This window comes from bacterium, from assembly GCA_040755755.1.
Classification (GTDB): Bacteria; SZUA-182; SZUA-182; order DTGQ01; family DTGQ01; genus DTGQ01.
The window spans coordinates 70204-93856 of the sequence record JBFLZW010000054.1 but is presented as its reverse complement, the minus strand read 5'-3'; the positions used below and the strand labels follow the sequence as shown (position 1 = coordinate 93856).

At 52.0% G+C, this 23653-nt stretch carries 20 protein-coding genes; 8 read left to right on the top strand and 12 right to left on the bottom strand.

Annotated features, from left to right (window positions below; genetic code table 11):
- Nucleotides 1–9 precede the first annotated feature (9 nt).
- The gene (locus AB1611_16230) at nucleotides 10–132 is read left to right on the top strand and encodes a hypothetical protein (protein ID MEW6381137.1); all 123 of its coding nucleotides are present in this window, start codon (nucleotides 10–12) and stop codon (nucleotides 130–132) included.
- Between the two features lie 8 nt (nucleotides 133–140).
- On the opposite strand, the gene AB1611_16225 is transcribed toward AB1611_16230, so the two are convergent.
- From AB1611_16225 to AB1611_16195, 7 genes are all read right to left on the bottom strand, one after another.
- Nucleotides 141–1025 carry an SdiA-regulated domain-containing protein gene (locus AB1611_16225; GenBank protein ID MEW6381136.1) on the bottom strand — a complete coding sequence of 295 codons (885 nt, stop codon included), beginning with the start codon at nucleotides 1023–1025 and terminating at the stop codon, nucleotides 141–143.
- Between the two features lie 24 nt (nucleotides 1026–1049).
- Complete coding sequence (locus tag AB1611_16220; GenBank protein MEW6381135.1) at nucleotides 1050–1718, bottom strand: DUF4956 domain-containing protein; 669 nt, start codon at nucleotides 1716–1718, stop codon at nucleotides 1050–1052.
- Nucleotides 1719–1720: 2 nt separating this feature from the next.
- A complete protein-coding gene (locus AB1611_16215; GenBank protein ID MEW6381134.1) occupies nucleotides 1721–2449 on the bottom strand; it encodes a polyphosphate polymerase domain-containing protein in 729 nt (242 codons plus the stop codon).
- The gene (gene istB / locus AB1611_16210; protein ID MEW6381133.1) at nucleotides 2406–3200 is read right to left on the bottom strand and encodes an IS21-like element helper ATPase IstB; all 795 of its coding nucleotides are present in this window, start codon (nucleotides 3198–3200) and stop codon (nucleotides 2406–2408) included. The genes AB1611_16215 and istB overlap by 44 nt, the downstream gene beginning before the upstream one ends.
- A 187-nt stretch (nucleotides 3201–3387) precedes the next feature.
- Nucleotides 3388–4728, bottom strand: a complete 1341-nt coding sequence (locus tag AB1611_16205; GenBank protein MEW6381132.1) for a porin — start codon at nucleotides 4726–4728, stop codon at nucleotides 3388–3390.
- A 37-nt stretch (nucleotides 4729–4765) separates the two neighbouring features.
- The gene (locus AB1611_16200; GenBank protein ID MEW6381131.1) at nucleotides 4766–5416 is read right to left on the bottom strand and encodes a hypothetical protein; all 651 of its coding nucleotides are present in this window, start codon (nucleotides 5414–5416) and stop codon (nucleotides 4766–4768) included.
- Nucleotides 5417–5794: 378 nt separating this feature from the next.
- Entirely contained in the window at nucleotides 5795–6313 is a 519-nt protein-coding gene (locus AB1611_16195; protein MEW6381130.1) for a hypothetical protein, read from the bottom strand.
- Between the two features lie 229 nt (nucleotides 6314–6542).
- On the opposite strand from AB1611_16195, the gene AB1611_16190 reads away from it, so the two are divergent.
- From AB1611_16190 to AB1611_16170, 5 genes are all read left to right on the top strand, one after another.
- Nucleotides 6543–7103 carry a TetR/AcrR family transcriptional regulator gene (locus AB1611_16190; protein ID MEW6381129.1) on the top strand — a complete coding sequence of 187 codons (561 nt, stop codon included), beginning with the start codon at nucleotides 6543–6545 and terminating at the stop codon, nucleotides 7101–7103.
- 140 nt (nucleotides 7104–7243) lie between these two features.
- Nucleotides 7244–8509, top strand: coding sequence for a TolC family protein (locus AB1611_16185; protein MEW6381128.1), 1266 nt, complete (start codon nucleotides 7244–7246; stop codon nucleotides 8507–8509).
- A 29-nt stretch (nucleotides 8510–8538) separates the two neighbouring features.
- Nucleotides 8539–9810 carry an efflux RND transporter periplasmic adaptor subunit gene (locus AB1611_16180; GenBank protein ID MEW6381127.1) on the top strand — a complete coding sequence of 424 codons (1272 nt, stop codon included), beginning with the start codon at nucleotides 8539–8541 and terminating at the stop codon, nucleotides 9808–9810.
- Nucleotides 9811–9819: 9 nt separating this feature from the next.
- Nucleotides 9820–12930, top strand: a complete 3111-nt coding sequence (locus AB1611_16175; protein ID MEW6381126.1) for an efflux RND transporter permease subunit — start codon at nucleotides 9820–9822, stop codon at nucleotides 12928–12930.
- Nucleotides 12931–12978: 48 nt separating this feature from the next.
- Nucleotides 12979–13830, top strand: a complete 852-nt coding sequence (locus AB1611_16170; GenBank protein ID MEW6381125.1) for a deoxyribonuclease IV — start codon at nucleotides 12979–12981, stop codon at nucleotides 13828–13830.
- Here AB1611_16170 and recJ read toward each other — a convergent pair.
- The gene (gene recJ / locus AB1611_16165; GenBank protein MEW6381124.1) at nucleotides 13820–15535 is read right to left on the bottom strand and encodes a single-stranded-DNA-specific exonuclease RecJ; all 1716 of its coding nucleotides are present in this window, start codon (nucleotides 15533–15535) and stop codon (nucleotides 13820–13822) included. The genes AB1611_16170 and recJ overlap by 11 nt on opposite strands.
- Before the next feature lie 667 nt (nucleotides 15536–16202).
- Here recJ and larE point away from each other — a divergent pair.
- Nucleotides 16203–17051: an ATP-dependent sacrificial sulfur transferase LarE gene (larE, locus tag AB1611_16160; protein ID MEW6381123.1), complete on the top strand. Its 849-nt coding sequence runs from the start codon at nucleotides 16203–16205 to the stop codon at nucleotides 17049–17051.
- Between the two features lie 183 nt (nucleotides 17052–17234).
- Complete coding sequence (locus AB1611_16155; GenBank protein ID MEW6381122.1) at nucleotides 17235–18791, top strand: phospholipase D-like domain-containing protein; 1557 nt, start codon at nucleotides 17235–17237, stop codon at nucleotides 18789–18791.
- Between the two features lie 90 nt (nucleotides 18792–18881).
- Here AB1611_16155 and AB1611_16150 read toward each other — a convergent pair whose 3' ends face one another.
- The 4 genes from AB1611_16150 to AB1611_16135 all read right to left on the bottom strand — a co-directional run.
- The gene (locus tag AB1611_16150; protein ID MEW6381121.1) at nucleotides 18882–20522 is read right to left on the bottom strand and encodes an ATP-binding protein; all 1641 of its coding nucleotides are present in this window, start codon (nucleotides 20520–20522) and stop codon (nucleotides 18882–18884) included.
- Between the two features lie 165 nt (nucleotides 20523–20687).
- Nucleotides 20688–21866 (bottom strand): cysteine desulfurase NifS, encoded by a 1179-nt coding sequence (gene nifS, locus AB1611_16145; GenBank protein ID MEW6381120.1) that lies wholly within the window; start codon nucleotides 21864–21866, stop codon nucleotides 20688–20690.
- A complete protein-coding gene (gene nifU, locus AB1611_16140) occupies nucleotides 21863–22711 on the bottom strand; it encodes a Fe-S cluster assembly protein NifU (GenBank protein ID MEW6381119.1) in 849 nt (282 codons plus the stop codon). Before nifU ends, nifS begins: the two co-directional genes overlap by 4 nt.
- A 338-nt stretch (nucleotides 22712–23049) precedes the next feature.
- On the bottom strand, nucleotides 23050–23653 hold a 604-nt coding region (locus tag AB1611_16135), incomplete at its 5' end, for a hypothetical protein (protein MEW6381118.1).

The window sequence follows — 23653 nt, the reverse complement described above, 5'->3', positions numbered from 1 at the left end:
GTTCTGCTCATGCACTCCCGGATCCTGGTAAAGCTGATAGCCCTCCTGTTTCCCCCTCTAGCCAGGCCAGGCAAGGCAGCCATCAGACAGATAAATGTCAGACTGCTAACAACGGTCAGGCTCTTCATTTGACTTGCATATTACGGTTGATAGTTAAATCGCAGGATATTGGCCTTGCCCTCCTGGTGCCTTTCATTTGAAATAAATAAATCTCCATCGGGATTAAAACAGATTCCTTCCGGCTGTTTGAAGGTTTTGTTATCCAATCTCCTGGCTGCGATAATTTCCCCTTCCGGATGTACAACGATTAATGTTTTATTGACCGAGCTCAGGATATAAATATCCCGGGTTATCGGATGAACTGCAATTCCGGATGGGTGAAAGGATGCATCATCCGCTCCAACCGTATACCCCAATTTTACCGAAAGCTTCCGGGTACCGAGATCAAACTGGTAAACTGTATTTTCACCCTGTAAACCATTTAAACCAGGTAAACCACCGCGTTTTTTTTTCGTGTTCTGCGATCCCTTGCAGGTAATCAGCAATGAATTCGATTCAGCGTCGAAAGCCAGTCCTTCAGTATCATTTTTTTTCGACAGGAGTGGGGTTTTTAGCCTGCTAATCGTGGGGTCTTTTCTCCAGAAGTCGGTTATTTCCAGTATCTGGCCATTACTTTGCAAGACATACGCAGTATTGTTCACGAGGGCAATGTCCTCATAATCCCTTTCCCTGCCGAATTCGCAGGTAGCGGTTATCTTCTTTCGTTCAAGATCAAATACATAGATTATCCCATCCTCATCCTGGACACAGGCCAGTTTATTTTCCGGCAAATATGAGATGCCGGAGATTTCATCCAAAACATGAGGCAGCTTAAATTTATCTGCCGGATTGTCCAGGTCATAGGGAAAGGTTGATGCTTCAACCTGGACAGACTTAAGGCCGTCACTGATACGGCCAGTCTCGAAAAGAAGCCCTCCAGCCATAGTTATAACCGCACATGACAATACAACCAGGAATACTTTCATGCGCATCCCTCTAGCATATCATGTTCACGACACATAATCACCATTATAGCTGATGAGTGCGGCATCCTTGACACCTGCAATTTGAAGGAGCTTATCCATCCTGGAGGCGGCATTGGCCTTGGCACGGACCTCAAGCATCAGTTCCACGCCGGCAGCAGTCACGGTTTGAGATTTGAGCTTGTGTGCCGGAAGTGCCTCACGGACTGCGGTCTCGGCCCCGTTTTCAAAGTGGACCACCAGGAGATAGGGCTCTTCCCCGCTCAGGCTCACCTGGTTCATCAGGAACATGAAAAGCCCGATCATGAGGCTGCCGATAATACCCACCATATAGAAGCCCGCACCGCAGCAGATACCCACCCCGATAGCCCAGAACATGAACACGGTATCGATGGGATCCTTGATAGCAGTGCGAAAGCGTACGATGCTGAGAGCGCCCACCATCCCCAGAGAAAGGAGAATGTTGGAACTGATGGGCAGGATGACGAGTGCTGTCACCATAGCGATCATTACCAGCCCCACGTTGAAGTTGCGGGTGTAGAGAACTCCTTTGAAGGTTTTCCGGTAGACAAAGAATATAAACTGGCCAATAATGCAGGTGATCAGCAGGGTCAACACCACCCGCATGGCGGTGATCGGCTGGTTGACTTGAGACAGGCCATTTAACATATTCATTAATTCTTCAAGAGTAATCATTGTTAATTATCCTCCCAATCGTTATATTTCGTATGCTTCTTGCAGATGACGAATTTTCCGATAGTTAATCGCGGTCGAATCGTACTGGGGAACAACCCCTGAATGGCCTGGGGCAGGAAATTATCAAACTTGATTTCCAGAATCGTACCAGGCTCCTCGATAGCTCCCGTAGTGAAGAGATGGCGGTCAAAAATCGCCACCGAGCCAAACCCTGTATGCACGCCGATATCAAAGGTGATCCGGACATTGCCCATCGGATGAACATACGCCTCACGATAGTAGTCCACAATCACGTTGGGCCGCAGGAGGTTGATACGGCTCTCCAGGTAGAATGACCTGAGAAGGCGGCTCTGCGATCTGGCCAGAAAAGCGACATCTCCGGCCAAAATGCGGTCAGCCTCCTCCCGGGTGATCCGGACACTCTCCTTGCCGATATACTCATTCAGCTTGATTTTTCGTTCGAGCTTAATAACCGCATCGCTGTAATCATAGATGCGCATCCGGTATTTCTTTCGACGGGCAACCCCTGCCTGCTTATCGAACAGGGCGGTGTTCCTGAAGTCATCGAAGTAGAGGCTCCTGATATGATAGCGTCCGTCAGGACCGGTATACGGGTCCATTGCCAGGAGTGCCGAGAGCCTGCTTCGAAGAATCCGATACTGTGGAGGATCGATGTAAAATTTTAATTCATGTCGCAGTTGCAGTCCTTCCCGCTGAATCACCTCTGTCATCCTTCCTTATAGATAGTCTTTTCGAGACGGCAACCCTCTCCGGGAGGGTGATAATTGCGGCATTATGGGTCAGCCGGTCTACGAGCGCGTTGGTAAGAGTAGTCTCCCCGAAAATTTGAGTCCATTCCGCGAATTCAAGGCGAGAGGCAATAATTACCGATGCCTTTTTGTGGCGCTCGGCCAGAACTTCGAACACAAGCTCGGCTCCTTCGGGTGAAAAGGGCTCAGCCCCAAGCTCATCGAGAATCAAAAGCCCATAGCGATCATATTTCCCGACCAGTCGGCTTAAGGCCCGCTCCCTGCGGGCTTCAATCAACTCATGAGCCAGACTGCCGGAGGTCACGAAGCGGGTCCTCACTCCCTGGCGGCAGGCTTCGACTCCCAGGGCTATGGCCAGGTGGGTTTTCCCTGTCCTGGCTTCCCCCAGGATTATTACATTCCGGTGCTGCACGATGTATTCTCCATTCATCAATTCCTGAATCAGGCGGCCAGCAGGGCCGGGGATTTCATTCAGATCAAAAGACTCCAGGGTCTTCAAGAGAGGAAACCGGGCATCTTCGATCCGGTGGTTGAGGCTGTTCTGCGCTCTTACCCGAAGCTCCAGCTCGGTCAGTGATAAGAGGAACTCCTCATAGCTCGATTCCCGGTCCTCAGCCTGCTGCATAAGCTCAGGGTAGTGTTCCAAAATATTGTCCAATTTCAATTCCCTCAGATGCTGATGTAATAATGCTATTCTGGTAGTATCTTTCATGGAATACCTCCCAATCTGTCTGTTGATTACTATTTTTCCAATTCCCATGCCAGACTTTCTGGATCGGAACAAGATATTGAAAATCAAGTATTATCTTATCTTCACCCTCCGGACAGGCAGAGCATTGAGTTCGACCGTATGGGCGACCAGGAGGACCAGGGGGGCGAATTGAGCAGGGATTAGTGAATTAATGACTATACTGAGCCCTGAAGGAAACCGCACTGGCATTATCTTCATCCTTCGATACATTACCGGACAGATTGGTGTGGATGGAGTTGAGCATCAGCCGCACCTGCCGGTTGAAGTAGTAGTTCATGCCCAGGGTAAGGCTGGCGGCCTTGACCCCTGCACGGCTATGGTCGTTATTTTCCCGGCCAGAGGCAGGAAGCGGAATTTTTGAAGACAGAGGAATAGAAGCGTCCAGAACACTGGAGCGGACCACCAGTTCAAAAGCTCCGTATCGGGCCCTGGGTTTAATACTATCGAAAGTTCCTTTTTTGTATGCCCGGGATTCTCCGGTCAGGCAATAGCTTCCCAGCAGGTAATAACCCTTGTAGGCGGCATCATCACCGATATCCGCTTCTACCGATACGGCCATATATTCTGCCTGCAGCGAGATGGGCCCGGACACCCAGGCTGCTTCGAGTCCCATAAGATTGACTTTATCCGCCAGGGTCTCGATGCCGGTAACGCTTTTTTCTGCGGCATGTACTTCGGCACGCTCTTGAATTTGATACTTCTCGCCGCCAAAGTCCCTGACGGAACCTGCAAGGCCCAGATGCAGCACACGGGTTTTATGCTGCCAGGGGGCGATGGTCAACCGGCCGGTCAGGGCATAGGTGTCCCGTTTATCTTCACGGTCAAGGGCTTCATAGACACCGGCAGCCCAGGTGAATTTCCGGATAGCTCCGGATAATCTCAACCCGGGATTTCGTCCCGGAGCAAAGGCACTGGTAGCCATAGACCGCTCGATGGTTATAGTATCCTCGGAACTGGCCAACCCTTCCAGCCCGAACGGTTCCTTGGCCTGGCCGATGATCAGGTCGCCATGATCCCAGCCGCTGAATTCCATATAGGCATCTTCAATCTCGGTGGCAGGCTCTTCGTCATTGCTAAAGCTAACTTTCATCTCTGCCTGCCAGTCTTTGTTGAGTTTACTCTTCACGTCAAGAGAGGCACGGCGCAGCTCCGACTCGCCGCGCCAGTGATGGCCCTTATCCTTGTGCTGGGAGCTATCCTCAATATGGGCTCCGGTATACGAGCTGTAGTCCCATGCCAGGACAACTCCCACTTCAATTTTGGCATCTCCTTCCTGCTCAGGCTTGGCTTTGTTGTCCCTGGTGTCATACTTACTCAGTGATTCACCGGCCTCGGAAAAAGAGGAGTAAGGTCTTCGTCTTCCGGACCGCTCCTCTGGCTGAGGAGTGCCATTTTTGACCTTCTCCGCCAACCCGGAAGAGGAAAATGAGAGAAATCCTGCAAGAATCAGGGCCGACAGTGCTGCACCGAAGAATTTCCTGCTCACCATTTTTGTACTTCCGTCATGGATATAAGGCACACGGCCTTCAATAGCCTCTCACCAGGGCTTGCAGTCCTTTGATAGCCTGTTTATGAGATTGCCCCATACATCGTAACCTGACATAGATGGAAGCATGGGCGGCATATTTTTGATCTTTCAAATCTCCATAATAACAGAGCTTATTTAAGCCTTCCATGATATTCAACAAAGAGGCATCCTTCCGGTCGCGCGTTCTGACTTTCTTATAAGCTATTACCGAAATATTCGCAATGTGCTGACGGCTTTCTCCATAGTTGCTGGATAACTGGTCGAGTAACGAGCTAAAGCGGTAAACGGTTTCATCGTCATGGCAGACATAACCTTCCGCATTGAGGACAGCAAGTTTGTATTCAGGGCTTTCCTCTTTGGCATTTACCGTGGACGTATCTTTCCAGACACCAGCCATTATCAGCAGCAGGGTCCAGCAAACGATGCCGGAGAAAAAGGCGAAATTTTTCAGGAACCGCCATACTGGCCTGCCCTTGGGAAGTGCCTCGGTCTTTGATGGCTGTCTGGTAATAAGATATACGGGGAAAATATACGATCCGAACACCAGCGTTCCGACTGCCCAGAGGGCAGCATTTGCCTTGCGCTTAAATCCATCGGCAAGCACCCAAATCGCAAACACCGCGTTTAAAAGCAAATACCACCTTCGCACCTTCCTATCCTCCACTGGTTTTCATGGCAACAGTCTCTCTACCTGAGTGGTTATCAGGAATGAACTATACTTCTCCAAGTATCATGCCAGATCAGAAAAAATGAGCCTAACTTATTGGTAGTAAATAAACAGTTAGCCTTGCCGGAGAAAATGGGCGCTATCGGGTTCGACCGGATGGGCGGGGCGGCTTAAAAGTATATGAAGAATGATCTCCCGCAGAGACGCACAGGCGCAGAGAATGACCAAAAATGATATCCTCTGCGCCTGTGCGTCTCTGCGGGAAAATACCAAATAGCACATGGATCTCCGCTTTCGCGGTAGTAGTATTTAGTTTAGATAATAGATCACTCCAAGCCTTCCGCCTGTGCCAAACTCGTCTTAGTTTAGATAATAGATCACTCCAAGCCTTCCGCCTGTGCCAAACTCGTCTTCATCACCAAAACGCAGCCTGAGGAGCACCTCTCCGCTCAGGCTGAATCTGTCCGCAAGGAAGTATTCACCCCCAACCTTTCCGTCCAACTCTCCGGTAGTATCGCTTTCGCCCTTCCTGGGGTCATCGACTCGTATGAGAAAATCGAGGCCGACAAACGGTCTGAACTTTTGCGGAGAAAGCAGATATTGATTGATGCCTACCCCGAGTAAAAACCGTTTATAATCATTATCTTTATCATTCTCAACATCGATGTATTTAAAACCGAAGTTCCCGTCTATGGTTACCATGTCCGAGACCCAAAAACGGCCAACTACTATGAATGCCTCTTCTGCAGCTATGGTATCCTTAATGCCCAAACCGAATGTACCGGCACTTCCCTGAGCAGAGCAGGGATTGATGCAGGCAAAAAAAATCAGTCCGTAACACGACAATATCATCATCAATTTTATCATGAAAGACTTCATCTTTCTTCTCCTCAATCATGAGTCAAGTTTAAGTTCCTGAGCAGACACTTGAGAAAAGTGTACAATCCATTTCCCTGGAAAATCTTTTTCCCCACCTCCTCTCTGTTTTTCATCGGGAAAATTATAATATAACAGTACGTCTGATTTTTCAACCATAGGGAAAAAGGTCTTTACAGGAGTCGAAAAACTGGTATAATGACTGGAAAACGGAAATGGACACAAGTCAACGATGGATGACCAGGTTAAAAATACGATTCTTGAGACAGCCCTGAAGCTCTTTCAGCGGTTCGGCTATAAAAAGACCACGATCGAGGAAATCGCCCGTGAGGCGCAGATCGGCAAGGGAACTGTCTACCTTCATTTTACCAGCAAAGAGGAGATACTGCTGACCCTTATCCAGAGCCACCTTCAGGAAGTGACCGGGGAGTGGATCAAAATTGTTCATAAAAACTGGCCGCTGGAAAAAAAGGTTTCAACCATGTTGAAGTCGAACATCGCTGAAGTTCAGAGGAAAAAGGAAGAAATATCTCTGTCCACTCTGCCGCCCCCTCTGATGCAATCGGTGATTAAAATGGCGGAATCGACCAGAGATCAGCGTCTGACCCTGCTGGCTACCGTGCTGGACCCTCTGTTTCAGGCGGGGAATCAGGTTGAAGACCGCAACCGGCTGGCCCGGGTATTGCTGGATCAGGCCAATAATATTATTTTTCGTCTGGATGTGGACAAGGATTTCCCGTGGGAAAAATTCCTGGACGATTCCCTGGAGTTGCTCCTCGGAAAATCCGAATAAGTAACAATAGCCACTTGAACGCCATTAACCTTTATGACTCAAATAACGTTTCGGTCAATGTTCACAAGAGAACTTAAAATGCTATGAAAGAATGCCATAAAAAAAACGCTCTAAAAAAGAATAGTCGCCTGCGCCGAAGTATGCTGATAATTGTCATCTTCGGTGGGATTTTAATCCTTGTTGCCCAGATAGGGCCTCATGCCCAGGCGCAAACCGCCACTCCCTCTCTCCTGACTCTGGAGCAGGCCAGGCAGATAGCCAGAGCCCGCAACCGGGACCTGCAAACCCTCCGCCTGAATCTTCGGATTGCGCAGGAGAAAACCCGGGAAGCACGATCCAAAGCATGGCCGCAGCTTACTTCATCCGCCAATTATACGGCTCACGACAGGCCGATGATGCCCGATGGGGACCAGCGTTATTCGGATGCTCATATCGCCCTGGAACAGACCCTGTTTCACCTTGGAATCTGGGCCGGTATCCGGGCAGCCAGGCAGTATCAGAAAGTGGAAGAGCTGGCTGCACGGCGGTATGAGGAGACCCTGGATTTTCTGATCACCGAAGCCTATCTGGGAATTTTGCGATGCCAGAAAGAAATCGGTGTTCTGAAGGAACTGGAAAAAAACACCCAGGATCATTTGCGGGATACCCAGAACTTTTTTGCTGAAGGCATGGTGCCCAAAACCGATCTTCTCAAGACGGAACTGGCACTCAGTCAGGTGCAAAGAGACCTTCTGGCAACGGAGAACCAGCAGCAGAAATCATGGACCGCCTTTAAGATCCTTTTGGGAGTAGAGCCTGAGCAACTCTATCAATTGCAGGACGTGGAATTGTCACCATATCCGGAGAAGGCTCTTCCAGAGCTTCAGCAGGCAGCCCTGAGCAGGCGAAAGGACCTGCAAAGACTTCTGGCTGACCGGGCTTACTGGGAGAATATACTCAAGGCGTATCAGTCCAGGCGGTATCCTGTTCTCTCCGCCTCCGGCAGGTGGGACTATACAACAAGCGAAAGCGAATACCAGGAGCAATCGGTGACTGGAGGTATCCATATCACCTGGCCGCTTTTCACCGGATTTGGCATCAGTGCCCAGGTGGCTCAGGGCCGCAGTCAACTGACCATGAATCAGATTCAATTCCGAAAGCTTGAAGCACAAATCCGGGAGGATGTGGAATCCGCCTGGCTGGATATCCAAAAAGCCCGGCAGGATATTGAAACCGCGCAAAAAGAGGTGGCTCAGGCCGAAGAAAATCTTCGGATCACCAATGAGCTGTATAAAGAATCCATGGCTACCAACACGGAAGTGCTGGATGCCCAGACATTACTGGCCCAGGCCAGAAATCACCTGAATAATGCCCGCTATGATCAGGTACTGGCTGTCCGCAGCTTGTCTCTGGCTACAGGTGATTGAAGGATCAGGGGTTACATGAGGGAATTATCATGAAAAAAATGTCCGCTGCCGCCGTGTATGCCGTATGTGCCGCTTCCCTGGCTGTTTTACTCGCTTCCTGCAAACCCAATGAAGGGCAGACGAAGGTTCAATCCCTGCTGGATCAGAAACGGGTTGCGGTTGTGGTCCGGTCTGTCCAGCGGGAAGACGTGGCCTGGAAAATCGTTACCAACGGGACTTTTCAGGCTGATGAGAAGGCCATGATCAGCCCCAGGGCACCCGGCAAGATCATGGAAATTGCCGTTGACGAGGGGGACCGGGTGGAAAAGGGGCAGGTTCTGGTCCGCATGGATGATACTCAGCTTCACCTGGACGTCAAGCGGGCCGAGGCCACGTGCGAGGAGCTGCGGGCCCGGCTTGAGGCGGCCAACACCGAGGTGGAAAACGCCGGGGCGCGCCTGGCTGCGGCCCAGGCAGCGGTTGCCCGAAGTCAGGCTGACCTGAAGCTCAAGGCGCTGGAAGAGGAGCGGATCGAGCGGCTGGTCAAGAATCAGTCCCTGCCCCGGCAAAAGTATGACTATGCCAAGAGTGCCTTCGATATAGCCCAGGCATCCCTGCAGGCCAGTCAGGCGGAGCTTGAAAGTGCCCAGGCCGGGCTGAAAGCGGCCCAGGCCGGGCTGAAGACTACCCAGGCCTCTTTAGCCAGCGGAGAGAAGCTCCTGGCTATTGCCAGGGAAAGACTTTCGGACACCAGGGTCCCGGCACCCTTTTCAGGAGTGATCAGCAAAAAAATCATGAACATGGGTGAAATGGGCGATACGGGCAAGACCATTCTGGTTCTGGAAAAGATCGACCTTCTGGAATTTCGGGCCAAGGTCTCTTCCGAGTACCTCCAGCAGGTCAAACCAGGATTGACCGTAACCATCTCCCCCGATGGCTTCACTGCTCCGATTCAGGCCAGCATCGACCGGGTCAACCCGGCCGTTGACCCGGTGGACCGGTCAGTTGAAGTGGTCTGCAATGTCCCCAACCCGACCGGGGCCTTAAAGCCCGGCCTGTTTGCCAAACTGGAAATCACTGCCCAGGTTTTCCAGCAGGCTGTGGTTGTGCCAAGCTTTGCCATTGTCGAGCGAAACCACCAGCGGGTAGTTTTTGTCGCTGATCAGGAGCGGGCCAAAATGGTGCCCGTGGAAGTAGCCGACTATGAGGTGGATGAGAAAAATATTATTCTCAAAGGGCTGGCCGGAAATGAGTTGCTGATCATCGAAGGGCAAAATGAGCTGGCAGGCGATGAGCCTCTGCTGGTTAAAAAAGGGAGTTAGGAAAACGCCATGAATCTGGTTTCTTTTTCAGTTAAGCGTCCGGTAGCGACCACGGTGTTCTATCTGGCTGTTCTGGTTATCGGTGTCTTTTCCCTGGCCAAAATCGGGGTCGATCTATTTCCTCCGGTGGAATTTCCCTTTGTCAGTATAACCACGGTCTACCGGGGAGCAAGCCCGGCGGATATCGAGACCCTGATTTCGAAAAAAATTGAAGATGCAGTCAGTGAAATCGACGGCATCAGGCACATCAGCTCCATGTCCATGGAGGATATGTCTCAGGTTTTTATCGAGTTTGAGATGAGCAAGAAGCTCGATGTCGTAGCTCAGGATGTGCGGGAGAAGATTGATCTGATTCAAAACGAGCTTCCGGATGATGCCGATGCACCCATTATCCAGAAGCTCGACCTTAAGGCCAAGCCGATCATGAACCTGGTATTGACCGGTGACCGGAATATGGTCGAGCTGTACACCCTGGCTGATGAGGTCATCACGGAGAAACTCTCAAGGGCTGAAGGGGTGGCCTCGGTGGACATTCTGGGCGGCCAGAAGAGAGAGATCCTCATCGCGGTTGACCAGGATAAACTCTCAGCCCGCAACTTAAGCCTGGAAGGTCTGATCCAGGCGCTGAATGCCGCTAACCTGGATGTTCCCGGCGGGCATATCACCCAGGCGGGCAGGGAGTACACCCTGCGGCTGGAGGGGGAATTCGACACCGTGCCCCAGATGCGGCAGCTCTTTTTAACCAGCCCCCATGGTGAGACGATTCCCATCACCGATGTGTGCACCATTTCCGACAGCTCTGCCGAGCAGCGGATGATGACTATCATCAATGGCCGTGAGGGCATAGGGCTGTCGGTGAAAAAGCGGGGAGATGCCAACGTTGTGGCCGTGGTCAATGCTCTGCGCAAAAAGATTGCCGAGGTCCAGGAAACCCTGCCATCCGGGATCAGCCTGGACATCATCAATGACGACTCTGCGTTCATCACGGCCTCCATCGATGACGTGCGGGACAGCATCATTATCGGAATTATCCTGACCACGCTGGTCCTGTTTGTCTTTCTGCACAATGTCTGGCTGACGATCATCGCCGCCCTGACCATGCCGATTTCGATTATCGCCACCTTCATTCTGCTGCGCTTTGCCGGATTCACCTTCAATATGATGAGCCTGATGGCCCTTGGCCTTGCCGTCGGGGTCCTGGTGGATAACGCCATAGTGGTTCTGGAAAATATTTTCAACTACCGCCAGAAAAAAATGTCGGCAGCCGAGGCCGCGGAGCTGGGAACCGGTGAGATTGCCCTGGCTGTAGCTGCCTCGACCATGACCAACCTGGTGGTCTTTTTGCCCATCGCCTTCATGAGTGGAATTATCGGGCAGTTCTTCCGGCAGTTTGGCATGACCACCATCTTTGTCACTGTCGTCTCTCTGGTGATTTCCTTCACGCTCACTCCCATGCTCTATGCTGTTCTTGCCAGAAAGGAGGAGGAAGAGGGGAAAAAGAGCCTTTTCACTCCCTTCTACCAGCTCTGGGACCGGGGTTATGAGGCCATGGTCAGGGCTTATGGAAATCTGGTGGATAAATCCTTGAGGAGACGCTGGCTGGTGATAGCGATTTCTCTGGCACTGTTTTTTGCCGCTACCCGTCTGGTTCCCTTTATCGGCTCGGAATTCATCACCCAGGCGGACAAGGCCGAGCTTTCGGTCACGCTTGAGCTTCCGCCCGGAACACCGCTGGAGAAGACACGATCGGTTATGGATCGTATCGACCGGGTCATCAGGAAAGATCCGGAGGTGCAAAAGCGCTTTATAACTCTGGGGATATTAACCGGGGGATTGGGAAACAATATTCAGGGGCCGCATGTCGGACAGATGCTGATCAGGCTCTCCGACAAGACTGCCCGCGACCGGACATCGTTCCAGATTCAGGATGAATTGCGTGCTCAACTGCAGGACATCCCCGACGCCACCATAACTATCGGCGTTCCGGATATCGGAGGAGGAAGCGAGGCTCCCTTGCAGATCGAGATCTCCGGAGATGATTTTGCCAGACTGGAGGAGTTATCCACCAAGATGGTTGCCCTGGCCCGCAAGGTACAGGGAACCACCGATGTCGGCACCAGTTGGAAGCCCGGAAAACCCCAGCTCTCCATTTACCCTGACCGGATCAGGATCAAAGACCTTGGCCTGTCCGTGGCCCAGATAGCCTCGGTAATCAGAACTTCAGTGGAAGGAAGGATTGCCTCGAAATTCCGGGTCGAAGATAAGGAATACGACATGCGGGTGAAACTGGTCAGCCAGCAGCGGCAGGATATCTCCCAGGTCAAGGATTTTCAGGTCTTTTTGCCCAAGGGAGGCAATATACTCCTATCCCAGGTGACCAGGATCGAGAAAACCTCCGGTCCGGCATCCATTATCCGCAAGGACAAGCACCGGGTGATCATCGTTTCGGCTAACCTGACCGGCGGGGCGACTCTGGGAAATATCATCGAGGAAATCAAGAATAAATCCGCTGATCTTTTTCATGGCGGATACCGCCTCTTTTTCGCCGGGCAGGCCGAGCACATGGCCGAATCCTTCGGTGAGATTTTCTCGGCCCTGTTCCTGGCCGTCATCCTGACCTACCTGGTCATGGCTGCCCTGCTCGAATCCTTCCTGCAGCCTTTTTCCATCATGTTCACCTTCCCCCTGGCCATGATCGGCGTCTGGGGAGCGCTCCTTTTAACCGGCATGACCTTCAGCATCTTCTCCCTGATGGCCATTGTCATGCTCGTGGGCTATGTGGTCAATGTGGCCATTCTGATCCTCGATTACACCACCATTCTCCGGAGCCGGGGAATGGACAGGAACGCTGCCCTGACCGAAGCCTGCCGGGTGCGGCTGCGGCCTATTTTCATGACTACCCTGACCACCATCTTCGGTATGCTGCCTCTTGCTCTGGGCATCGGCTGGGGTGCGGAGACCAGAGCCCCGATGGCCGTGGTTTTCATCGGCGGCCTGATCGCCTCCACCCTGATGACCCTGTTCGTTATTCCGGTGGTCTACACCTACATGGAAGATGTAGCCGCCTGGCCGGGGAAGATGATTCGCAGATTCAAGGGGGGAGAGGGGAGTGGTCAGTGATCAGTGGCCAGTGGTCAGAAAAAAACTGATAACTGACAACTTTTCCCGATGAGATTACTTGGCGCTCATATGTCGATTGCCGGTGGGGTGTCCAAAAGCATCAAGCGGGGAATATCCATCGGCTGCACGGCCATTCAGATATTCACCGGATTCAATAACCGCTGGCACTCGAAGGCCATCTCCGATGAGGAGATTGAGGATTTTCAGCGGCAAAAGTCCCGGATCGGGATTATCTTTGCCCACAATAACTACCTGATCAACCTGGCATCCCCCGATCCTGAACTGTCCCGCACATCATACAACTCCATGCTGGAGGAGATGCAGCGGGCCGGATCGTTGGACCTTCCCTATCTGGTTATTCACCCCGGCTCGCATCGCGGCAGCGGAGAAAGAGCGGGCCTGCGGAGAATCGCCCGGCATCTGGATAACCTCTTTGCTGAAACGGGCAACTCCCGGAGCCGGATACTGCTTGAAACCACTGCTGGTCAGGGGAGCAATCTGGGATATCGATTCGAGCATCTGGCAGAGGTACTCTCAGCCGTTCACTATCCTGACCGGGTCGGAATATGTTTTGATACCTGTCATGTCTTTGCTGCCGGGTACGATCTTCGCACTCCAGAGGGGTATCGGAAAGCCTTTGAAGAGTTTGACCGCCTTATCGGGACCTCCCGAATTCTGGCCTTTCATCTGAATGACTCAAAGCATGAGTCCGGTTCCCGCAAGGACCGTCATGAGCATATCGGGCAGGGCGTATTAGGGATCACTGCCTTCCGGATGCTGCTCAACGATGCGCGGTTTGCTGAAATCCCGATGGTCATCGAGACACCCAAGGGCGATGGAATGAGGCTGGAGGAGGATGAGAGGAATCTTTCAATCTTACGGTCTTTGATCAGAAAATAAACGGCTCGCCGCTTGCCGGGCGAAAGTCTTTGATTTCCAGTTGGATGTTCCTTTGGCTATTCCACTCGTTGATGTATGGCTTGAAGGCAATATCCAGGAAGGGAACCTTGCACTCGGCGATCCGGTTGGCCATGTTCCAGCCGAGGCAGTCGAATGTCCGGCCCTTGTCATCCGACAGGCGGAATTTCAAGTGCCTTCCTCCATGGCCGAAACAGCGGGGAGCGGTCTTCAGGCGGCAGTTAAAGGCAGCCAGAACAGGGGCGGGGTTTCCATAGCCAAAGGGCTGTAAAAGCTCCAGTTCCTCGACACTGCGGAGGGTCAGCTCGGCGAGATCAACAGGCATATCAATGTCCAGTTTTGGAATTAAGGCGCTTCCAGCCAGGAGTTCATCGGCGATCTGGTTGATCTTCTGGCGAAGCAGCCCGATGTGGCAGCCTTCGATGGTCAATCCCGCAGCCTGGCTGTGGCCACCGAATTTCAGCAGCATCGGTGCCAGTTGCTGAAGGGCGTTGAAGATGTGAAATTCAGGAATGCTGCGGGCTGATCCGTGGCCGATGCCGTCCTCGGTGGTAATGACAATGGCAGGTTTATAATAGGTCTCCTGCAACTGAGAGGCAACCAGGCCCACAATCCCCGGATGCCACCCCTCACCGGAAATCACCAGGACCTTGCCGTTGTGAATTTCAGGATGCTTCTCGATCTCCTGGGTTGCGGTTTCAGTCATTTCTTCCTGCAACGACCTTCTCTTCGTATTTTCTGCCTCCAGCAAGGCAGCAATTTCAGCGATTTTTTTCTCGTCCGAGGCCAGAAGCAGCTCCGTTGCCAGGCCGGCCATGGAAAGCCGCCCGGCTGCATTCAGCCGTGGACCGATCTGAAATCCGATATGCCCGCAGTTCATATTCTTTCCCAAAAGCCCGGCCAGCCTGCGGATGGCTACAATCCCCTGGTTCAGTTGATTATCCATGACCGCTAATCCCAGCTTGGTGATAATCCTGTTTTCCCCGGTGATCGGAACTACATCAACCACGGTCCCCAGGGCGGCGATCTCAAGATATTCCTCCAGCGAGGGGGATGGCGTCATCTGCTGGAAAACCGCCTGTACCAGCTTCAGCACAACGCCAACACCGGCCAGGAACTTGTAGGGATAGGGGCAGTCTTCGCGCTGCGGATTAATGACCGCTACGGCATCCGGAATTTTGCCGATCACCTTGTGGTGATCGGTGACAATCACGTCAATGCCCAGGGTACGGGCAGCTTCGACCGTCTCATGATTGGTGATTCCGCAGTCAGCGGTAATAACCAGGCTGGCTCCTTTGGCCTTGGCCATTTCTATCCCGGAAAGATGAAAGCCGTAGCCTTCATTCATACGGTGAGGGTGATGATAGGAAAAAGGAAGGCCAAGCTCATCGAAAAGTTTGGACAGCAAAACCACCGAGGTCACGCCATCAACATCATAATCTCCATAGAGCAGCACCTGCTCTTTTCTCTCCCTGGCCTGAAAGATTCTCGCTACTGCCTTCTCCATATCCCGCAAGAGCGTCGGCGGATGTAAATCCGCCTTGGAACCATGCAGGAATTTTTCAATTTTCTCCTCAGTGTCTATCCCCCGGATAACCAGGAGCCGCAAAACAAGGGGAGAAAGATTAAAGCTGCCCGTCAGATTGGCGGAGATGTCCGTCTTCCTGATTTTCCAGATCTTAGACATGGGAGTTTTTATTCCTTTTTCGGGTCATGCTATATTTTTAAGCATTTGATAAGTCGCATAAATCATACTGAAATTTTTAAACTAGCGGTATTGTCTCCCAGTATAGTACGCCAGATTTTTTTTGTATAGGTCTTTTTTCACCGGGCTGATTTTTTTTCCTGCTTAAGCTCGTCTGAATGAGGAGCGACGGGAGATTATCCGGGGTATCCAGAGCCGGAGAACAGTTTGGGGAAATGTAACCGGGGGGCTCCTATGGTAGGGAAATTAACCCGATGGCTAATAAGCGATCTGATTTTCATCTTGACATTTGGATAAGATAGCCGATAAAATGGCGATCATCTCCAATACGTGTCGATCGCTCACCGCTGTGTGCTGAAAACCGAAAAGTCAAATTGCCTTTATGCTGGGTGGGGACCTGAACTAATGGCTCCTACTGGCAGGGAAAGCACCCCCGTGGGGGTATAATATCCCCTGCAAGTGCTTGATGACATCCGATGTCGCAGGGGCTCCCTGCGCACAAGGCCGACTTCCTGGCACACCGATACCCTGGCATAACGCACGCCGAGGAAAAGGGTGTCGTGCCACCGCAATCCAAAGCGGCTGCCGCCACATTCATTCCAAAGTCCGCCCAAAAGGGTGATAGCTCGTCAATAAGGGAAATTGAATCATGGATGAGAATATATCAGCAAAATTCAATGCTATCCAGGGCATACTCAAAGGGATCGAGAGCACGGTGGTTCTCCTTTCCGGAGGTGTGGACAGCTCGCTGGTCTTGAAAATAGCCAGGGAGGTTTTAGGGGAGAGTGTTCTGGCGGTAACGGTGGATTCGCCTTTTATTCCCCGGCAGGAAATCGAGCAGGCTAAAATCATGGCTCAGGTGATTGGTGTTCATCATCTTATAGTGTCGTTTGATCCGCTGCAGGACCCTGAGCTTGCCACCAATCCTGTTGAGCGGTGCTATGTATGTAAGAAAAGGATATTCTCTTTTGCCAGGGGGATTGCCGCTCAAAAGGGATTGGCCTGGGTGGTTGACGGCACCAATGATCAGGATTCCCGGCTTCCCCGGCCAGGGCTTCGGGCGGCTGAGGAACTGGCCATACGAAGCCCGTTGCGAGAGGCAGGGCTGCAAAAAGATGAGGTCCGGGCTTTGGCTCAGGAACTTGGCCTGCCGAATTGGAATAAGCCTTCAAATTCCTGCCTGGCTACTCGGTTCCCCGTTAGAGAGCTTTTGACCAGGGGAAAACTCAGCCTTATTGAGCAGGGAGAGAGGTTTCTGCAGGAGTTGGGCTTGTCCTGTTTCCGGCTTCGCTACCACGGGCAATATTATGGACAGCATCATGGACAGAACCAAACACAGAACAATGACCAGCATCACAGCCAATTGGCCAGAATCCATGCCTCTGGCCATGACTGGAAAATTATCCTGGATAATGGGCTTGGCCCAAAGATTATCCATGGCCTGCGAGAGCTTGGGTTTGAAACCGTGACCCTGGACCTGGAGGAGTATTGCCCCTGAGATAGTCAACGTTTTCCGGGATTCAGTAACTTTGTACACATGGCGATGAATCCTTGATTCCCATGAGTCACGCTTCCTTTTACCATAAAGTCACGCTTCCCTGCATCATTTTGGCATAAAATTCCGAGTTATTTGAATAGTTTTCCCCTGGGAAGCCAGTGTTGTGAGGAGTAAGAAGAAAGATTGAAAACGATATTGAAACCCGGTCATAACTGCTGGGGCGTTTATGATGTTCAGGAAACCGGACTCCTGGTAGATGCCCGCGACTATTATCGTGCCTTTTATGCTGCGGCCGAGAAGGCCCGGCACTATATTCTGATTGCCGGGTGGCAATTTGACAGCGAGGTGCAGTTGATTCGGGGGGATGACGTTAAAAATCCCGATCAGGAGGTTCGATTTTATCATTTTCTCAAATCCCTCTGCGAACGAAACCCGGAGCTTGAAATCTACATGCTGGCCTGGGATTTCAGCATTGTCTATGCTCTGACCAGGGAATGGTTTCAGGCATGGAGATTCAGTTGGGGAGCAAGCAGGCAGATCAGGTTCCATTTTGATTCCCATCACCCCATCGGGGCCAGCCATCATCAGAAATTTGCCGTGATCGATGGCTGCATCGCCTTTGTCGGCGGGATGGATATCTGCGCCAGCCGATGGGATGACCGCCGGCACCTGGCGACGCACCCCGACCGGAAGAACTCGGATGGCAGGCCCTATGAACCGGTCCATGATATTCAATCGTACCATATAGGACATGCAGTAGCCGGGCAACTGGTGGAGTTGTTCAAGGTCCGATGGCAGTCGTCGGGCGGAGGTTATCTTGATTTTCCGCCGCCGCCGGAAAATTATTCTTTTCAGATTGAGCCCAGTATCAGTATCGCTGCTGAAAATGTGGCCATCAGCCGGACACAGGCCAGGGGTGTTTTTCCCATCCAGGAGTCTATCCAGGAGATTCGCAGCCTTTATCTTGAGGCTATTGAATCTGCCGAAAGGCTGATTTATATCGAAAACCAGTACTTCAGCTCCCAGGCAGTTTACAAGGCCCTCGTTAACCGGATGAGGGCTCCTGACCGTCCCCGGCTTCAGATTGTCATCATCGTGCCTGATCGAATGCACGCTTTTTTCGAAGAGATCGGCATAGGCATTATGCAGGTTAAGGTCCTTCACTCACTCAAGGAGATTGCCCTGCAGAACGGCCATGCCTTCGGAGTTTACTATCCTGCTTCGACCAGCCGGGATGGCCGTGAGATTCCGTCCTATGTCCATGCCAAGCTCTTATTGGTCGATGATCGCTTTCTGACCATAGGCTCTGCCAATATCGCCAACCGGAGCATGGGATTTGATTCTGAGCTCAATGTATCATGGGAGGCTGCCTCCGGCAGTCAGTGCCAGCTCATCCGTTCAATTCACCAGGCCCGCATTGATCTTCTGGCCGAGCACAGCGGCATGACTCATCCGGATCACCGCCGCACCCTGGGCAGAGTGGCGGGACTTGTGGATAACCTCAACCGCCTGGCTGACAACCCCGCGAGCCGGTTGCGCCACCATAAGATGGAAAAGGCATCCCCTGACACTGAATGGCTGTCTTCCCTCAATTTTGAAGGCATCTTTTTCGATCCGGAAAAGCCGGTCATCGAAGAGAATATCTATGAGCTGGTCATGTATGGACAAAACAGCCTCTTTGCCAGAGGGATTACTTTCCTGAGCAACTGGCTGCTCAACAGGGAGAAGGGACAAGGGTAGCTCTCGATTGCTTGCATGTAATTTTTTTGTAACAGCTACTCAGGCACAGAGGCGCAAAGGGGCAAAGAAGATAGTAGTTACGAAGTGCGTTTATATCCCCCGCTTTTTGGGCAGGAAAAGGTAAAAGGAGGTTCCCTGCCCCTGCTGGCTCTTCACCTTGATGGTACCCTGATGTTGCTCGATAATGGATTTACAGATGTACAATCCAAGGCCGATGCCTTTAGCTTTGGTGGTAAAAAAGGGCTCAAAGAGTGTGGGCAGGATTTTTTCCGGAATCCCAATGCCCGTATCCTGAAATTCGATCACTACCTGGTCGTTTTCCTCGCGGGCCCGAATGGTAAGCTGGCCTTCGCAGAGCATGGCATCGAAAGCGTTTTTGGCCAGGTTGCCGAATACCCGGTGAAGTTGATCCGGGTCTGCCGAGATGGGGGAAATGTCCTGACTGATTTCCTTCCTGACGGTAATGTGCGGCGGAACAGGCATGGTAGCCAGCAGATTTTCCACCAGTTCGGGAATCCCGATTTCTCTTCGTTCCAGCGGCTGAGGATGGCAAAAGGTAAGTAAATCCGAAACAATCCGCTCCGCCTGATCCGCTTCCCGCTCGATTATGTCCAGATACCGGACAACCTTATCCTCCTTTTGGTCTACCTTCCGTTTGAGATAGTAGCTGGCATTTCTGATCACGGTCAGAGGGTTTCGGAGGTCATGTGAAATGCAGGATGCCAGCCTGCCAAGAGCGGTGAATTTTTCAGACTGGATCAACTGATTTTCGAGCTTGACATGTTGGGTGATATCTTCGGTAAAATGAATGAACCCTGTGACTCCTTGAGCTTCATCCAGCAGGGGAAAGGTAGTATGCTGCAAATAGAGCAGATCTCCTCCGGGAGTACGTATCTTTCGATCGATACTGATCGGCAGAGCGGTATTGAGGCAATTTTCCGCCGGGCAGGCAAGGCATTTCCAATCTTTATCTTCACCGAAGACCGCATAGCATTTTTTCCCGATCAGCTCTTCCGGCTGCTTCCTGAAAAGCTGGGCGACATAGCGATTCGCTTTAATGATTTTAAAATTTCTGTCAACCAGAGTAATACCTACCTCCAGCCCATTAAACATGATTTCAAGTATCCGCTGATTTTCCAGTAACTGGCTCGTTCTTTGCTCAACCTGGCTCTCCATCTCCTCCAGTTTCCTGCGCAGCCAGTCTCTCTCATCGACGACAGCCTTTCTGTCGATAACCCTTCGGATTGCCTGAACCAGTTCCGATGGCTGAACGGGCTTGGCCAGAGATTCCCATGCCCTTGCCTTCCAGCTCTCGATGGCCGGGCTTGCCTGTTGTTCACCGGCAATCAGAATCAGCGGCAGACCATCCCCAAAACCCTGAAGCGAGCCCAGAAAATCCACCCCGCTCCGATTTGATGATCCAGTATCCACCAGAAGAAGATCGAACGGTTCTTTTTTTATGAGATTCAGGGCATCATCGGCACGGGCAGCCAGGTGCACCTTACAGCCTTCCTTTTCAATAAGGTTCCAAACTGCCTGGTCAAGCTGCCGGTCCCCATCCACCAATAACAGGTGAATCACCGGGCAAGGCGCTTTTTTTGCTGAAAATTCACCTCTCCCCCCATTGAAAATCCCCTTCATTCCCCCCTGAGCAAAAGAGGATGGGGAACGATCCCCGTGCTCCTTGGCGTCCCTCTGAGATACAGGCGGTTCATCAATCTTCATGAGCATTTTTGGTATCCTGTCGTGGTTTCGTCTGACTGCGTCTGTTGTTTTGGGATGAGGACTTCTTTGTATATCTCATCGGCAGGGATAGGGGAAGTTATCAGTGGGAAGTGATCAGTGGTCAGTTATCAGTGGTCAGTAAGTGCAAGTGATCAGTGGCCAGGATAACTATCATCTTGAGGAGGCTTTCATCTTTGGACCGAAGGGTGAGATGGCTCTCAGGCGCTCGATAATAGGCAGCAGTTCGCAGAGGAGCGTATCGATTTCTTCCTCGGTCGTGTAGCGGCTCAGGCTGAACCGGATGGAACCGTGGGCATGGGTGAAAGGAACATCCATAGCCCGCAGAACATGCGATGGCTCAAGGGATCCGGAGGTACAGGCGGAACCCGATGAGGCGGCAATTCCCCGGTCGCTGAGCAGCAGCAGAATGGCCTCACCTTCGATAAACTCGAAGCTGATATTGGTCGTATTGGGCAGCCGGTTGAGGCGGTCTCCGTTCACCCTGGTGTTTTGCACCTGTGCAAGGATATTGTTTTCAAGTTTGTCCCGCAGCGCCCTGACCCTGGTCTGCTCGTCATGTATGTGCAGGGAAGCCAGCTCGCAGGCCTTGCCCAGACCGACAATGGAGGCCACGTTTTCCGTTCCTCCCCGGCGGCCGCTCTCCTGATGGCCTCCGATGAGAAATGGCGTGAATTTTATCCCCTCTCGAATGTACAGGGCGCCGATCCCTTTGGGTGCATGGAGCTTGTGGCCGGAAAGGGAGAGCATATCAATCGGACTGTCCTTTAAATTCAAGGGGATCTTTCCCACTGCCTGGACCGCGTCGGTATGAAATACAGCTCCCTTTTCCCTGACTATTTCGGCAATTTCGGCAATTGGAAAGATGACTCCGGTTTCATTATTGGCGTACATGATCGAGACAATGGCCGTATCGGGAGTAATAGCCGCCCGAAGCTCTTCAAGATCCAATTGACCGTCCTGGTTCACCGGCAGGAAGGTGATCCGGTAGCCTTCCTTTTGAAGATACCGGCAGGTGTTTAATACGGCAGGATGTTCCACCCGGGTGGTGATGATGTGCCGCTTTGCAGGCTGAGAGCGCAGGGCCCCGAAAAGAGCGGCATTATCGCTTTCCGTGCCGCAACTGGTAAAGATGATTTCCGAAGGGGACCGTGCCCCCAGAAGGTCTGCCACCCTCATCCGGGCCTGGGCGACCTTTTTGGCCACCTGTCCTCCAAAGCTGTGCATGCTGGAGGGATTACCGTAGAGCTCATCGAAGTAAGGCCGCATCTCCTCCATAACTTCCGGTGCCACCCTGGTAGTGGCATTGTTATCCAGATAAATCGTTCTCATTCTTCCACCTTCTTGGCTTCGATCTCTTCATTTACCGCCTGGCGCAATTTTTGGGTAATGAAGGTTTCGATGGTAAATCCCATGCTGGGACAGCTTTGACAGGTGCCGATCAATCGCAGGTAAACCTTATTGCCGTCAACATCGACCAGTTCAAGGTCTCCTCCGTCCGCGCGCAGGTGGGGACGGATCTCCTTTTCGAGGGTTTCCTGAATCAGCCGGATTTTTTCCAGGTTGGTCATTTTTTTCGGCAGCGATTCTTTTTTCTCTTTTTCTTTTTTCAATACCTCGGCCAGGATCGCTTCGATCTGCGGCCTGCACTGGCCGCAGCCTCCTCCCGCCTTGGTGTAGTTAGTTACCTGTTCGACCGTGGTCAGGTTATTCATCTCAATAACCTGAGCAATCTTTTTGTCCGTCACGCCGAAGCAGCGGCAGACGATCTTTTCTCCCGCCGGTATCTCCTGGCTCCGGGGCCTGATCCCCCGGTAGTTATTGATGGCCGCTTCCAGAGCTTCCATGCCCATGACCGAGCAGTGCATCTTCTCCTCCGGCAGCCCGTCCAGGTAGTCGGCGATATCCTTATTGGTGACCTTTGATGCCTCATCCAGCGTCTTGCCCTTGATCATCTCGGTCAGGGCCGAGGATGAGGCAATGGCACTGCCGCAGCCAAAGGTCTGAAACCGGGCATCCAGAATCCTCTCCGTTTTCCGGTCTATCCGTAAGGTCAGTTTCAGCGCGTCCCCGCAGACAATGTTGCCGATCTCTCCCACGGCATCAGGGTTTTCAACCTCTCCCACATTGCGGGGATGATGGAAGTGATCCATAACTTTTGCAGAATAATCCCACATGGCCACCTCTCTCTAACTGTCCGTCTATCCGTGATAGGCAGACAGGGAAACAGGGATATGAGAAACAAAAAACAATTACATAGATGCAGTACTTACAACGGTAGATTAGCACAGAATCGGTGAAAAGACAACAATTGCTGAAGACCAACAGAAGATATTATATCATTTTTTCTCTGCTATTGATTCCTGCTGTCAGAGTATTTCCTCTGTATCCCAACAATTATTACGACTCCAATGAAATTATCCCTCCCAAGAGGTGGAAACAGATGTCCCCCTCCTCCCTCATTTTGTTTGGGGGAGGGGGGGAATCCGGAGCAAAAACATTCCAAGGAAGAGAACTAAATCACGGGTGTTATTAACGTAGCTGCAAAGGAACCTGTCCCGATAATTGAAGTGCTGTTGATCTGGGTATAGGTACCTGTCATTTCAGTGGCGGAGGTCAGTGTACAAACCAGGTCGATCTGGATCGTCTGAGCGCCAATTCCAAGACCGGCGCCAGAGAGAATAATCTGGTTATTGAGTATCTCTCCGGTGACATCCACAAGGACTGAAAGAACGGGGTTACCCACGAGCTGAACGTAACCGGAAACAGCGGATGGTACGAGAGGATCTATAACCAGGTTCAAGGTTATAGGCCCTGTGGCATACACTACACCTTTGGTGGTAGTCGTGGACCAGGTACCTTCCCATGTCCCGGCCTGTTCAGCAAGACCGTATCTCAGGCCGAGCCCGCCATACAGGCCGTAGAGGCCGCCATACAGGCCGTACCCGCCATAGAGTCCACCATACAAACCGCCATACAGGCCGTAGAGGCCGCCGTAGAGGCCGCCATACAGGCCGTACCCGCCATAGAGTCCACCATACAAACCGCCATACAGGCCGTAGAGCCCGCCGTAGAGGCCGCCATACAGGCCATACAGGCCGTAGAGGCCGCCATACAAG

Coding starts and splice junctions, on each gene's coding strand:
- AB1611_16195 (MEW6381130.1), bottom strand. CDS start 6,313: ATGAAGTCTTTCATGATAAAATTGATGATGATATTGTCGTGTTACGGA.
- AB1611_16205 (MEW6381132.1), bottom strand. CDS start 4,728: ATGGTGAGCAGGAAATTCTTCGGTGCAGCACTGTCGGCCCTGATTCTT.
- AB1611_16170 (MEW6381125.1), top strand. CDS start 12,979: ATGAGATTACTTGGCGCTCATATGTCGATTGCCGGTGGGGTGTCCAAA.
- AB1611_16220 (MEW6381135.1), bottom strand. CDS start 1,718: ATGATTACTCTTGAAGAATTAATGAATATGTTAAATGGCCTGTCTCAA.
- AB1611_16230 (MEW6381137.1), top strand. CDS start 10: ATGCACTCCCGGATCCTGGTAAAGCTGATAGCCCTCCTGTTTCCCCCT.
- AB1611_16180 (MEW6381127.1), top strand. CDS start 8,539: ATGAAAAAAATGTCCGCTGCCGCCGTGTATGCCGTATGTGCCGCTTCC.
- AB1611_16215 (MEW6381134.1), bottom strand. CDS start 2,449: ATGACAGAGGTGATTCAGCGGGAAGGACTGCAACTGCGACATGAATTA.
- AB1611_16175 (MEW6381126.1), top strand. CDS start 9,820: ATGAATCTGGTTTCTTTTTCAGTTAAGCGTCCGGTAGCGACCACGGTG.
- larE (MEW6381123.1), top strand. CDS start 16,203: ATGGATGAGAATATATCAGCAAAATTCAATGCTATCCAGGGCATACTC.
- recJ (MEW6381124.1), bottom strand. CDS start 15,535: ATGTCTAAGATCTGGAAAATCAGGAAGACGGACATCTCCGCCAATCTG.
- AB1611_16190 (MEW6381129.1), top strand. CDS start 6,543: ATGGATGACCAGGTTAAAAATACGATTCTTGAGACAGCCCTGAAGCTC.
- nifS (MEW6381120.1), bottom strand. CDS start 21,866: ATGAGAACGATTTATCTGGATAACAATGCCACTACCAGGGTGGCACCG.
- nifU (MEW6381119.1), bottom strand. CDS start 22,711: ATGTGGGATTATTCTGCAAAAGTTATGGATCACTTCCATCATCCCCGC.
- AB1611_16185 (MEW6381128.1), top strand. CDS start 7,244: ATGCTGATAATTGTCATCTTCGGTGGGATTTTAATCCTTGTTGCCCAG.
- istB (MEW6381133.1), bottom strand. CDS start 3,200: ATGAAAGATACTACCAGAATAGCATTATTACATCAGCATCTGAGGGAA.
- AB1611_16150 (MEW6381121.1), bottom strand. CDS start 20,522: ATGCTCATGAAGATTGATGAACCGCCTGTATCTCAGAGGGACGCCAAG.
- AB1611_16225 (MEW6381136.1), bottom strand. CDS start 1,025: ATGAAAGTATTCCTGGTTGTATTGTCATGTGCGGTTATAACTATGGCT.